This is a genomic window from Chryseobacterium sp. G0162, from assembly GCF_003815715.1.
Taxonomy (GTDB): Bacteria; Bacteroidota; Bacteroidia; order Flavobacteriales; family Weeksellaceae; genus Chryseobacterium.
In genome coordinates this window covers 2,466,234-2,480,504 of the sequence record NZ_CP033922.1, presented here as the reverse complement: position 1 = coordinate 2,480,504, position 14,271 = coordinate 2,466,234, and the positions used below count along the sequence as shown (strand labels likewise).

Genomic DNA, 14,271 nt, shown 5'->3' with positions numbered 1-14,271 from the left:
ATTTATTAGTTGGCTTTTGTTTCTAATTTTTTTAGAGCTCTTATTTTTTTAAATTTCACATGCCATGATTTCGTAACAACATCAAAATCTGTTTTATTTCAGATTAGTTTTTCTGTGCAAAGATTTTTAGTCTTGAGATTATTTCAATTTTGAATAATTGATGAAGAGTAAGCTCTTAATTTTTTTCTAAGCCTTATTTTTTATTAATGATAATTTTTTATAAGAAGGTGATGAGAGATTTTTTGTTTTTTTAAGATTAATTTGAATTTCTTGAAAAATTACTATTTACTTCTGATTGACGCCAAAATATTTTGCTGGCATTTTTTGGCTAAACGCGGAAAATCGGATTCCAGAAATGGCTCAAAAATCAAAAAACTTTAATTTATTGAGTTTATATATGTAAATCAAAAATAAAACCTTAAATAGTGTATTTATGAAAGTATTCATGTTCTGAAATTCATTTTTTTGTCTTTAGCATTAATTTTTCTCTTTTTCTAAATGTAAATTTTTAATAACTTGAATTTATTATGTTTTTTTATCTCGTACAAAAAAATATGAGTTCATGTAAAAATGGAGTAGGGGAGTTCAAAAAAATTGCCCGAAGAAATTTACTTTGAATTTTTGAAATGAAAACGAGAATAAAATATAGCTTAGTATTTTTATAAAAATAAAAAACCCAGAAAGTATTTTCTGAGTTTTTTAAAGTTTTTCGCTCAAAATGCTGAAAAATGGCTTTCAGAAATGGCTTAAAAATCGATTTTCTATCTTTTTTCGATAATATATATCAAACTTGAAAATTCATTCGAAAAAAGGGCTTTTATGTTCGAAATTGTTCCGTAAATGGTTGCTTTCAGCCAGAATAGAGGAGATTTTTTATATTTTTCGCTCAACATAGAGATATAATACGAATCAAGCACCAAAGGTTTGATCTTTCTCATTTTCCAGTTAGGTTTTTTTGATATCAGATTTTCCATTCCATTTTTGGAAAAATGATAAATGTGTCTTGGGACATCATACGCAGCCCAATACTCTTTATAATGTTTTGCATCATAAGAAGTAGGGTTGGGTACGGCAATAATAAGAAGTCCTTTATCTTTTAATTTCGAATGGAAAATATTGAGCATTTCGTCCTGGTTCTCTACATGTTCAAATACATGCCACAAGGTAATAGCATCTAAACTTTTATCTTCAATTTTTTGAACATCGTCCAGAATTTTTGCTTTTACAATTTTTCCTTGTGCTGCTTTTCTAGCATCGGTATCAGGTTCAAAACCTAAAGTTTCAAAATCATTTTCTATATACTTTACAAATTCTCCAGCGCCGCATCCATAGTCTAATACTCTGGATCCTTTTTTAATTCTGTCAACCAGAATATTTTTTTTGTATTGCAAATTAAAAGACTGAAGAAATTTATATAGTTTTTCTTTCAGGCTCCCGGAATCCTGATGATGGGAAATATAATCTTCGCTTTCGTAGTACCTGGAAATATTGGATGGGATAGGGGAAGTTTTATAAACTCCCTTTGTTTCTGTTTCTTTAATTTCAAATATTTCCTGTGAAAGAAAATGATCTTTTATTTTCATTGAAGTCGAAATCTGTTATATTAAAAAATTAAGATATTCATAAACTTTATAAGCTTTTAAACACCTTAATTTTCGTTTTTATTGTAAAAAATGTTTCACGTGAAACATTTTATTTTAACGTCCTAAATACACTAGCAAAACGTTAATATCAGCTGGAGAAACCCCACTTATCCTTCCTGCCTGTGCAATAGTCTTTGGACGTACATTAGACATTTTCTGTTTTGCTTCTGCCGAAAGGCTAGAAAGACTCATATAATCAAAGTCTTCCGGTATTTTAATGTTTTCCAGACGGTTTAGCTTGGCTACATTCTCCTTTTCTTTTTCAATATATCCTCTATATTTAATATTGATCTCAGCTTGTTCTCTTACTTCATCATTATATTGAGAAGAAGCTTCCTTAATGAAGTCAATTTCATCAAGTTTTTCTAAAGTAATATTAGGTCTTGTAAGAATCTGAGATGCTCTATAAGCTTGATCTACCGGATTGCTTTCTACTGACTCTAAAATAGGGTTAATGACACCTGGTTTTAAAGAAGTTTCACGTAAAAATTCTTCAAGTTGCTGACTTTCAGATATTTTAGCTTCTACTTTTCTTAATCTGTCTTCTTTTGCTAATCCAAGGTTATAGGCTTTCTCAGTTAATCTGATATCCGCATTATCTTGTCTTAATAAAAGTCTATATTCAGCACGTGAAGTAAACATTCTGTATGGTTCTTCAGTTCCTTTTGTGATCAGGTCGTCAATCAATACTCCGATATAGGCTTCATCTCTGTTTAAGATAAAGTCATCTTTTTCGTGAACTTTATTGTGAGCATTGATTCCGGCAATCAGACCTTGTCCTGCTGCTTCTTCATATCCTGTCGTTCCATTGATCTGTCCTGCGAAATATAAATTGTCAATTAATTTTGTTTCCAGAGTATGTTTCAATTGGGTAGGAGGGAAGTAATCATATTCAATAGCGTATCCCGGACGGAAAACTTTTACATTTTCAAATCCTGGAATATGTTTCATCGCTTTGATCTGTACATCTTCAGGAAGTGAAGAACTGAATCCGTTTACATAAATCTCAACAGTTTTCCATCCTTCCGGTTCTACGAAAAGTTGATGTCTGTTTCTTTCTGCAAAACGATTAATTTTATCTTCAATACTTGGGCAGTATCTTGGACCTAAACTTTGAATGGTACCATTGAACATTGGACTTCTATCAAAACCTTCACGAAGAATATCATGAACCGTTTCATTAGTATATACAATATGGCAACTTAATTGTTTCGTTAATTTTGGTGTATCAAGATAGCTGAACTTTTGAGGATTTTCATCTCCTTTCTGTTCTTCCATTTTTGAATAGTCCAAACTTCTTCCATCTACTCTTGGTGGAGTACCGGTTTTCATCCTTCCGGCTTCAAAACCTAAAGTGACTAATTGTTCTGTGATACCAAATGCTCTTGGTTCACCCATTCTTCCGCCACCTAGTTGTTTGTCTCCAACATGAATCAATCCATTAAGGAAAGTTCCATTCGTTAGAACTACAGATTTTGCTTTAATCTCAATTCCTAAAGAAGTGATGACTCCGGTAACTTTATTATTTTCAACAATCAGTTGTTTCACCATATCCTGAAAGAAATCAAGATTAGGAGTATTCTCTAAAGCTAGTCGCCATTCTTCGGCAAAAAGCATTCTGTCATTTTGGGTTCTTGGGGACCACATGGCAGGACCTTTTGAAAGATTAAGCATTTTGAATTGGATGGCAGATTTGTCTGCTACAATTCCGGAGTATCCTCCCATTGCGTCAATCTCTCTTACGATTTGTCCTTTTGCGATTCCACCCATTGCGGGGTTGCAACTCATCTGTCCGATGGTCTGCATATTCATTGTAATCAATAGTGTTTTTGAACCCAGGTTGGCTGCTGCTGCTGCTGCCTCACATCCTGCGTGTCCTGCACCTACTACGATCACATCATATATTTCTGAAATCATTTTTATCTCGCTTATTTAAGCTTAAACTTTATCTTTAATCACTAATGTTTCACGTGAAACATTTTTGAAGAATGCACTCTAAGTAAACTTGTATTGTTGCTATAATAGAGTGCTTTAGATATAGGACTTTAAGTGATTGTTTAATTTTAATTCTTTAAATCCCTATACTTAGCCAGGTATAAATCCTCCATTCTTCTCATCTCTTTTTCCTCTTCTTCCGTCTTGTCTTTATAGCCAATAAGGTGTAAAACTCCATGGGCTAAAACCCTTCTTAATTCATCTTCATAATCTCGGGAAAGGGTAGAGGCGTTATCAGAAATGCGTTGCAAAGATACGAAAATCTCAGCGCTTATTGTCTTGCCTTTTACATAATCAAAAGTGATGATATCGGTATAATAATCATGCTGTAAATAATCCTGATTGATCTTCAGAAGATATTCATCATCGCAGAAAATGTAGTTGATTTCTCCTAGTTTTTTTCCTTCTGAAAGAATTAAATCTTCCAGCCATTGTTTGTAATCTGTATCTACCGACTCCGGTAAATTTTCGTAAAAAAATTGTATCATTGTATTAAAACCAGTGTCCTAAAATAACACTGAATATGCCTTTTTGATTGTTTTTAAGTGAATGGCTGAAGTTAACTTTAATCTGCCCGAAAGGAGATTTGTATCCAGCCGTAATGCCAAGCGAGCTATAATTTACTTTAACTGCATCTTCAAATTTAATGTCATTGGATAGGTTGGCAAAGCTAAAGTTTCCACTGATAAAATAGTTTTTATTAAACCTGAATTGAAGATCATTGGATGCCAGGATTACGTTATTCGTATATAATTGGGCAAAATAAAATCCTCCAAAACGTTTAAAGTTGAGAACATTCTGTTCAAAAATTCCTCCCAATCTATATTGATAATAGGGTGGAAGATGTTCTCCAAGGGTAATCCCTCCAAATAAATTAAGCTTGTAAGTAAACTGTTTTCCCAATAGAATATTGATCTTTAAATCTGCCTTTATCTGAACAATTCTTTTTTCTACTTCAGATTTTAAAAGGTCAATTACTTTTCCCTCAGCAGCAAAATAAATTCCTTTTGTTGCAAATTCTTTGTCATCCTGAGTATCCGTCTTCAGGAATATATATGGATTTAAAAAGCGGCTGTAACGTCTGTTATCACCATTAATTTCAGCTTTAAAGTAGTCATGGCTTATACCACCCCCAATAGCGTATTTATCCTTCCATACAGATTGTATATACGCTTCGTTTCTCATCCATTCCCATTTATCAATAACATTGTTATCTACATTTTTAAGATCAAAGCTCATTCCCGATGAATAAATACCAAATCCGGGAATGTAACCGTTATCAATAAAGTAGTTCAGATAATATCTTAATTTATCACCTACCACTACATCTACCGAAAGGTTAGAATTTTTAAATAAAAGTCTTTTTGCCGAATAGTTCAGAAGCAGACCTGTTTTAAAAATTTCATCATAATGCAATCCGAATTTTACGAAATGTCTTGCATCATCTTCCGTGACATAAAGCTTTAAATAATTGGCATCATTCTCCTGAACAATATCATAGTTAATGAATTTATAGTTGTTGGTAGCAACCAATTTATCAACCATTTTATTGATGTTTCCATAGGTTTGTAAAGAAGGGAGACGCAGTCCCATTTTTCCAAGAGTATAGTTTTTACCATAAATCTTGCTTCCTTCTATGGAAATACTGTCTATCTTATAGACGTTGGAATATATTGGATTTACACGCTGTCTGAGACGGTCAAACGGACGTTTAGGCAGTTGATCCAATACCTGAGAATATTTTAAACCTTCCACATAACCGCTGTCAAGTATTTTTTTCTTTTCATCATAACTTGTAGCAGACATTCCTTTAAGGTTAGGTTTAATGTTAATATCCGTGTATTTATACTGTTTTCTTGTATCTTTCTTGATTCCGAAATCAATGACCTGGTTCAGAATTGATATAATATTGTTTAAATCCTCTCTTTTGGACAGATCCTGGTTCAGATCTACTCCAATAACGATATCAATTCCTCGATCTTTTAATGGCTTAGAAGGGTAATTGACCGTCATTGCTCCATCAATATAAATGCTATCCCCAATTTTAACGGGATCCATTAGAGATGGAAAAGCAGAACTGGCCATGATAGACTGTACCAAATCTCCTTTTTCGAAGATCTGCATATTTCCGCTTTCAAGGTTGGTAGCTACACATAAAAAAGGGATGGGCATTTTAGAAAAGTCTTCAATATTGGAGACGTTTTTTAAAAGTTCTTTGAGAAGATAAACGTTTCGCTGTCCCGTACTGATGGAAGAGGGAAGTGTAATTTTTCCGTTTTTTAATGGAATAGATAAAAGATATTTATCAACAGATTTATTGAAAAAGCTGGATTCCTGTCTTGATTTTGGATCCATAATTAAAGAATAGAAATCCGTATCCATCACGATTTTTTCTATTTCTTTACCGGAATATCCGGAAGCGTACAGACCACCAACAATGGCACCCATACTGGTTCCGGCAATATAATCTACTTTTACTCCTAATGAATCTAATACTTTAAGTACTCCTACATGTGAAAAACCTTTGGCACCACCACCGGCAAGCGACAGTCCTATTTTAGGGTTTTTCGGAATCACCAGGTCTTTTTTTACCTGTGATTGGATCCATAGCAATTGGAATAGGAAAAGAAGAATCAGGAGTTTTCTCATAGTTAATCTTTTATATAAATCCGTTTCACCCGAGGCGAAATGGATGTTAATACTTCATAGGTTATCGTTTTGCAGTATCCTGCGAATTCTTTTAAACTTGGTTTTGCATTAAAGACGGTTACCATGTCACCTTCCTTTACATTCGGAACATTTTCTACATTAATCATCATCATATCCATACAGATATTTCCAACAATTGGAACCAATACCTTATTGACTCCCAGACTTCCAACCTGGTTTCCGATCAGTCTTGGAATACCATCAGCATATCCAACCGGGATCGTAGCGATCTTTGTCAGATGATCTGGTTTAAATCTTCTGCTGTATCCAACAGATTCACCGTTTTCAACCATTGATATCTGTGAAATTACGGTTTTAAAACTTACCACAGACTGTAATTGTTTCTGAATTTCAATATCCGGAGATTCTCCAAGCATGCCAATACCAATTCTTACCATATCATATTGATGATCTGTATAGCTGGTTATTCCAGAAGAATTTAAAATATGTCGCAGGGGAGCATAGCCTAATTTTTCAATCAGATAGCTTGAATTTTTTTCAAAAACTTCCATTTGTCTTAAAGTAAATTCTTTCTCTTCCGGCATGTCTGAGGAAGATAAATGACTGAAGATACTTTGAATTGTAAGATTTTTCTGACTTAAAGTTTCACTTAATTGATCCAGTTCAAAATCTTTAAATCCAAGACGATGCATTCCTGTTTCCAGTTTAATATGGATAGGATATTTTTTATCATATCCGGATTTCTGTACTGCTTCATAAAATAATTCCAATACCCTGAAACTATAAATTTCAGGTTCCAGATTATATTCAATGATGGTCTGATAGCTATGTTGCTCCGGATTCATTACAATAATAGGAGTGGTAATTCCTTTTTTACGAAGTTCAACCCCTTCATCGGCGAAAGCTACTCCTAAATAATCAATGTGGTGATGTTGCAAAAACTCTGCAATTTCATAACTCCCCAAACCGTAAGCATTGGCTTTTACCATAGCCATCATTTTTGTTTGTGGCTTTAAAAGAGATTTGTGATAATTGATATTATGAAGAATAGCATTTAAATTAATTTCTAAAACCGTATCATGTTTTCTGAGCTCAAGAACATCTTTTAATTTTTCAATTTCAAATTTTCGGGCTCCTTTCAGAAGAATGATCTGGTTTTCGATTTCAGATAGATGTTTGCTTTCGATCAGTTCTTTGGTATCAATGAAAGTATAAGTTTTAGATTTAAATAATTCACTGAACTTTGATATTTCATCACCAATCAGGTATACTGAGTCAAAATTTTGTTCATTAACCAATTCTGAAACTTCTTCGTATAATTCCTGAGAATTGGTATTCACTCCTACAATATCAGTTAAGACCAAAGATTTTTTGGGTTTATTGTATTCCTTCAAAAATTGCAGGGCAGTTTTCAAAGAATCAAGATCCAGATTGAAAGAATCGTTGATGACAATATTGCCTTTAATTCCTTCAATTGCTTCAAGCCTCATTTCGACGGCCTTTAAAAGATTGATTTTTTCAACGATCTTTTTATTTTCTATCTGTAACACCTTAAGGACTGCGATAAGCGCCGTAGCATTGGTTAACGTTGATTCGTCTCTCTGATGAGCCGGAAAACTGATTTCTTCACCAAAATATTCAACAATGATGTTTTCATCCTTAATATTTTTTTTGATGAAGACATTATTTGTTTCTTTAAATCCGTAAGAGATTAATTTTTTATCAGCGTATAATTTTTTTATTTTCTGATCTACCAAAGAATGATCACCATTATAAATAATCACTTCAGAATCTTTGAAAAGTTTAATCTTTTCATCAATCAGTTCCTCTTCGGAAGAAAAGTTGGCAGCATGAGCTGTTCCGATATGCGTTAACAATCCGATCTGAGGATGGAAAATATTTTCAAGCTTTTCCATTTCATTCGGTTGAGAAATTCCTACTTCAAAAATTCCCAGCTGATGAGAATTGTTGATTTGAAGGAGTGAAAGGGGAAGTCCTATCTGAGAATTAAAACTCTTAGGACTTTTTACAGTAGGAAATTCATTCCATAAACATTGGTACAGCCACTCTTTTAAAATTGTTTTTCCATTACTTCCGGTGATTCCGATGGATCTTAAATGAGAATTTTCGAAGTGATACTTAGCTAATTGCTGCAGAAAACCCACAGAATTTTTAACAATAATCCATGTTATATTTTCAAACTGTGGATATTGATGTTCAGAAATAATAATATTAATTCCTCTGTCTATAGCAGCTTCAATGAACTTTTCACCAGAATTTTTATGGGTGTTGATTGCAATAAACGCAGCATTCTTAATTGAATAAATAATTCTGCTGTCATAGGCTATATTTTTAACCACTAAATTTTTGTCTCCAATAACCTCTGCATTGGTGATCTCTGCAATTTGTTGTACTGTATAGTTCATTGGTACCCTTTCTGCTTTATTTTTAAGGCGAAATTGCAAACAGGTAAAATTGCAAAGAGGTTAGAAGAGCTCATTATGGTAAGCAGATCTCCTTTTAGAATTTTACAATATTGCTTTTTCGTTTTTCATTTATATTATATGAAGTGAATATATTTTATGTTTTCGAGCTTTTATTGATACTCATTACTTTCTTTTTGAAAGCACTTCATCAATAAAAACACGACGGCTTACGGCTTCGTAGCTTTCCGTTTCACCCAGTTCTACCAGATTATCTCCTTGGGAGGTTCTCATAGAGTAGTTGGCAAGGTTACCTGTTCTCTTGCAAATAGCATGCACTTTTGTAACGTATTCTGCGGTAGCCATCAAATTGGGCATGGGTCCGAAAGGACGCCCCAGGAAATCCATGTCTAATCCTGCAATAACAACTCTTATGCCGCTGTTGGCCAGTTGGTTTGCTATCTCAACAATGCTTTCATCAAAAAACTGTGCTTCATCTATTCCTACTACATCACAATTGGATGCCAATAGAAGAATCTCATTCGGATTATCTACTGCGGTACTGCGGATTTTATTCTGATTATGAGAAACAACATCCTCTTCAGAATACCGGATATCCAGTTTCGGTTTAAAAATTTCCACATTCTGTCCTGCCATTTCCGCTCTACGTAATCTTCGGATCAACTCCTCGGTTTTACCCGAAAACATAGAGCCACAAATCACTTCCATCCAACCACTTTGTTTGGAATGATTAATTGTATTTTCTAAAAACATTTGTTAAATTAGCCGTATATTTTCAACATCAAAAGTAAGCAATTTTAATAAGAATCTTATCATGCAAAATATCCAAGATTTAAAGGAAAAGATTTTATTTGAGTCCAAGAATATCATCGATAATCTTGACAAAATAAATAACGTAGATGAATTACTTTCCAAGCAAGATCTTGTGGATGAGCTTGCTAACAGAATTTCTTTTTTGAAATTGCTGGAAAAGAACATAGAATATTTCGTGACAGAAGAGCCTGCTTTACACTCAGGCAGTCATCCTATTTCTTTTGTTTCTAGTGAAGGAGATCATCATCATCATGATACTGGAAATGAAGTAACAGAAGAAGAAGCTATTTTTAATAATGAGCTGAACGAAATTGATGAGCACGAAAATGACAACTTTATCATCGGATCTGATGAAGAGGAAGCAGTCTTTAACAATCAATTGAATGAGATTGTTGAAAATGAGTTCCATGAAAATATCATTAGCTTTGTGGCCGAAAATAATGAGGTAAGAACTGTTGGAAATATTCAACAATCAGCCAACTCTGATGAAGTAACGGAAGAGGAAGCTATTTTTAATAACCAGCTGAATGAAATAGATGAAAATGAACATTCAGTTGCTCATGAAGATGTGCTAAACTTTGTAGATGAAGAGAAAATTCTTGCTGATGCAAAACCGGATTCAGATGAAGATATCAATGAAGATATGTTTGAAGATGAAGTAACAGAAGAAGAAGCCATCTTTAATAACCAGCTGAATGAAATGGATGATGATGAAATTGAAAATAAAAAAGAGGTAGATTTTGCAGAAGTAAGCGATACCAAAGAAAATAAAGTCAGAGAGACCATTCCAAGTATTTTTGATACTGAAATGCTTGATGACGAAATGCTGATTGAAGAAAATGAAGAACAATTTGTGGCTTCCACGATCTCTTTAGAACAAGGAGAACTGGCCACCGAAACTTCCAATGTAGAAAATATTGTGAATGACATCAAAAATGATCATTCTGAAGAAAAAACACAGGACGAACAGATACTTGCTGAAGTATATGACAGAAGAAAAATTGTTGAAATAGATAAACCTGTTCCCGAAGAAACAGAAATACATCCTTCTGATGAGAGTTTTGAAAATTTAGATGAATATCATCAGGAGAAAAAAATAAAATTAGCCAATATCAAAGGGTTGAAAGCTGTTCAATCTCTGTTTGATGACGATCCGCTGGAAAGAGATTTTCCAAAGGAAATCCAACCTGAATCTTTAAAAGAAGATGCCGGAAGTCTCCTGAAATCTAATATTCCTACCAACTTTATGGAAGCTGAAAAGCCAAAACCGGAGTTTAAATTGGATTTGAATGACAGGATAGCTTTTTCAAAAATGTTATTTGAAGGAAGCCAGGCAGATCTTAATGATACAGTAGCACAATTGAATCATTTCAGAACACTGGAGGAAGCCAAAGAATATCTAAGCGACCTTTATTACGAAAGAAAATGGAGTAAAGTAGATGAATATGCTCAACGACTTTGGATATTGGTGGAAAATAAATTTTTATAATTTTGAGCGGAATCCTATATTTTGTTCCCACACCCGTTGGGAACCTGGAAGATATGACTTTCAGGGCAGTAAATGTCCTTAAAGATGTTGATTATATTTTATGTGAAGATACCAGAACTTCCGGAATACTTTTAAAACATTTTGAAATCTCTAAGCCTTTAAAATCTTATCATTTACATAATGAACATCAGGCCACAGAGAAAGTAATTACAGACCTTAAAAACGGTCAGAATATTGCCATCATTACTGATGCAGGAACCCCAGGAATTTCAGATCCGGGGTATTTATTGGCAAAAGCAGGAGCAGATAATACCATAGAAATGATCTGTCTTCCCGGTGCAACAGCCTTAATTCCGGCTTTGGTGGTTTCTGGGCTGCCGAACAATGAATTTCTATTTGCAGGATTTTTACCACAAAAAAAGGGAAGACAAACCAAGTTAAAGCAGCTTGCTGAAGAAAAGAAAACCATTGTGCTGTACGAAAGTCCACACAAGATCAACACGACATTAGAACAGATTAAGGAATTCTTTGGTGAAAACACAAAAGCAAGTTTAAGCCGTGAAATTTCCAAGAAGTTTGAAGAAACTAAACGAGGAACAATCAATGAATTAATTGAATTTTCCAAGAGTAAAACTTTAAAGGGGGAGATTGTTCTTATTGTCAATAATTCTATTTAAATTTTAATTGAAAAAACTGATTTTTGTATTGTGTTCTACAGTTTGTATGGGGCAAACTAACCAATACACTAAGGTTCTTCTTTCCAAAAAGACCGGGAAGGAGGTAAGTTCATATTCTGATGGATTCGGGGTTGCATTTGATCCTGTTTCCAAAAAGCAGGGCATTATAGATGCTAAAGGCAATATTACTTTTGAATCTTCATATAAAGGAGGTATTTCCCACATTTTCAAAAACAGGTTTATTCTTTATTCTGAAGAAGAAAACAGGAGGAAATCAGCAATTATTGACGAAAAAGGAAATGAATTGCTTCCTTTTGAAGATCAGGATTTCAATACACCCTGGTGGAGCAAAGAACGCATTATTGCTTCCAGACAAGGAAAAGAATCTGTTTATGATTATAACGGAAAACTTATTATTCCGGATTCAGATAAGATCCGTTTTGCCGGAAAGGACACTTTTTTTGTTTTAAAAGATAAAAAATGGTTCCTGTATGATTTCAGTGGAAAACAGCTTAGCGATAGAGAATTTAAGGATGATTACAGCTTTGAAAATGAAAGAGCCCTAATCACTAATGAAGACAACCAAAGAGAGATCATAGGGACCAAAGGCCAAACTTTGCATAAGTTTTCAAAGAATGTAGTCGATATAAATGCCTATCCTTATCTGATTACTCAGAATAAAGCCACTGGAAAATATGGGCTGATTGATACTGAAAACAATATTTTAGCTGATGAAATTTACAGTGATATCACTCCGGAGTACTTTGGTAAAAAAGAATATATTTATCTGAGAAAAAGCAATAAAACAGCAGTTTTTTATAAAAAAGACAGGAGTATTTATCCTAATAGTTTTAAATATTTATATTCATTATCCAACCATTTTTTCAGAGTGTATAGAGACAAGTCAGATCAATCAGGGATAGCAGACCTGCAGGGGAATATCGTGGTTCCTCAAGAATATGACTTTATTAAAAACTTTATAGTCTCTGGAAAGGATTTTATTTATCTTAAAAACAGAAATGAGGAAAAGCTTTTGGATCATGAACTCAAAAATATTCTGAATGAGGGTGATCAGATTGTTGGTTTTTATTCTGAAAATATAATTATTAAAAGGCAGGATCAATATTATCGATTTTCAGTAATGAATCAATCTGCAGTTGAAATTAAGGATGTGAAGCAGGTAAAGCACCAAGATGTTGAATACTTTAATATTCTTAATGAATATTCAAAACCCCTTGTCTGTATGAATAATGCTAATCTTTATGGCATTCTGGACGCTAAGGGTACAGAAATTGTTCCGTTTGTTTATGAAGATATTATTGCCTTTGAAAACTTTGAAAATGAAATCGTGGTAAAGAAAGAAGGAAAATATGGAGTTTTAAATTTTCAAAATGAGCCTTTAACAGAGATTATTTATGATAAATATATCTGGATGAAGGAAGCATTAAAATTGAATAAAGATAAAAAAACAGACGTAATTTATTTCACCAGATTTAGAAATGATGTAGCAAAATTATAGCTAAATCATAGAAAATTAACAAAAAAGTTCAGTATTTTGATGTTTTCAATGTGTTGAATAACAATTTATAATATCTTTGCACACCGTTTAATTCTGAAAAGGAATTATGATACTAAGTGAGTCAGCTTTCACTAGCTGAATGAGTTATAAAAAAATAATCGTCAAGAGATATGAAATTATTAGAAGGAAAGGTAGCGCTAATTACCGGAGCTACAAGAGGAATCGGGAAGGGGATTGCTGAAATGTATGCTCAGCAAGGAGCAAAAGTAGCATTTACTTATGCCGGTTCTGTAGACAAAGCTAAAGAATTAGAAGCAGCTTTAAGTTCTGTAACCCAAATTAAAGGATATCAGTCTGACGCATCAGATTATGATGCGGCTCAAAAATTAGTAGAAGAAGTAATGGCAGAGTTTGGGCAGATTGATATTTTGGTAAACAATGCAGGGATTACAAAAGATAACTTATTATTGAGAATGTCTAAAGAAGATTGGGATCAGGTAATCAAAGTAAACCTTGATTCAGTTTTCAACCTTACAAAAGCGGTGATCAAACCGATGATGAAGGCAAGATCAGGATCTATTATTAATATGACTTCTGTAGTAGGAATTCAGGGACACGCAGGACAGGCAAATTATGCAGCTTCTAAAGCAGGTGTAATTGGATTTACAAAATCTGTGGCATTAGAATTAGGTTCCAGAAATATCAGATGTAACGCTATTGCTCCAGGATTCATTGAAACAGAAATGACTGCTATTCTGGATGAAAAAATAGTTCAGGAATGGAGAGATGGAATTCCAATGAAAAAAGGAGGACAGCCTGCTGATGTAGCCAATGCTTGTGTTTTCTTAGGAAGCGAAATGGCATCATACATTACCGGACAGACCCTAAACGTTGACGGAGGAATGTTAACTTAAAATATAAAGGCTACACAAAATGTGTAGCCTATTTTTTTGTTTCTCTTTTACGCAAAATTATATTCAGGGGTCTGGGTAATCTGAAAAATCAGCGAGAAAAATTATTT

10 protein-coding genes are annotated in these 14,271 nt (G+C 33.6%); 4 read left to right on the top strand and 6 right to left on the bottom strand.

All coding sequences use genetic code 11. From position 1 onward, the window contains the following. Positions 1–761: 761 nt before the first annotated feature. From EG344_RS11375 to EG344_RS11350, 6 genes are all read right to left on the bottom strand, one after another. Entirely contained in the window at positions 762–1,583 is an 822-nt protein-coding gene (locus EG344_RS11375; protein ID WP_123909530.1) for a class I SAM-dependent methyltransferase, read from the bottom strand. 114 nt (positions 1,584–1,697) lie between these two features. Next, a complete protein-coding gene (gene mnmG / locus EG344_RS11370) occupies positions 1,698–3,560 on the bottom strand; it encodes a tRNA uridine-5-carboxymethylaminomethyl(34) synthesis enzyme MnmG (protein WP_123909529.1) in 1,863 nt (620 codons plus the stop codon). A 146-nt stretch (positions 3,561–3,706) separates the two neighbouring features. After that, a complete protein-coding gene (gene ybeY / locus EG344_RS11365; protein WP_123909528.1) occupies positions 3,707–4,126 on the bottom strand; it encodes an rRNA maturation RNase YbeY in 420 nt (139 codons plus the stop codon). 4 nt (positions 4,127–4,130) lie between these two features. Then, a complete protein-coding gene (locus tag EG344_RS11360; RefSeq protein ID WP_123909527.1) occupies positions 4,131–6,287 on the bottom strand; it encodes a patatin-like phospholipase family protein in 2,157 nt (718 codons plus the stop codon). A 2-nt stretch (positions 6,288–6,289) separates the two neighbouring features. Then, a complete protein-coding gene (locus EG344_RS11355; RefSeq protein WP_123909526.1) occupies positions 6,290–8,734 on the bottom strand; it encodes a bifunctional UDP-N-acetylmuramoyl-tripeptide:D-alanyl-D-alanine ligase/alanine racemase in 2,445 nt (814 codons plus the stop codon). Positions 8,735–8,917: 183 nt separating this feature from the next. Further along, positions 8,918–9,505, bottom strand: coding sequence for a thymidine kinase (locus EG344_RS11350; protein ID WP_123909525.1), 588 nt, complete (start codon positions 9,503–9,505; stop codon positions 8,918–8,920). 61 nt (positions 9,506–9,566) lie between these two features. Here EG344_RS11350 and EG344_RS11345 point away from each other — a divergent pair, with 61 nt between their 5' ends. The 4 genes from EG344_RS11345 to fabG all read left to right on the top strand — a co-directional run bounded on the left by EG344_RS11345 (position 9,567) and on the right by fabG (position 14,164). Then, positions 9,567–11,054, top strand: coding sequence for a hypothetical protein (locus EG344_RS11345; protein WP_123909524.1), 1,488 nt, complete (start codon positions 9,567–9,569; stop codon positions 11,052–11,054). Between the two features lie 2 nt (positions 11,055–11,056). Beyond that, positions 11,057–11,731, top strand: a complete 675-nt coding sequence (gene rsmI / locus EG344_RS11340) for a 16S rRNA (cytidine(1402)-2'-O)-methyltransferase (RefSeq protein WP_123909523.1) — start codon at positions 11,057–11,059, stop codon at positions 11,729–11,731. Positions 11,732–11,738: 7 nt separating this feature from the next. Continuing rightward, the gene (locus EG344_RS11335; RefSeq protein ID WP_123909522.1) at positions 11,739–13,250 is read left to right on the top strand and encodes a WG repeat-containing protein; all 1,512 of its coding nucleotides are present in this window, start codon (positions 11,739–11,741) and stop codon (positions 13,248–13,250) included. A gap of 170 nt (positions 13,251–13,420) precedes the next feature. Continuing rightward, a complete protein-coding gene (gene fabG / locus EG344_RS11330) occupies positions 13,421–14,164 on the top strand; it encodes a 3-oxoacyl-[acyl-carrier-protein] reductase (protein ID WP_045492138.1) in 744 nt (247 codons plus the stop codon). Positions 14,165–14,271 lie beyond the last annotated feature (107 nt).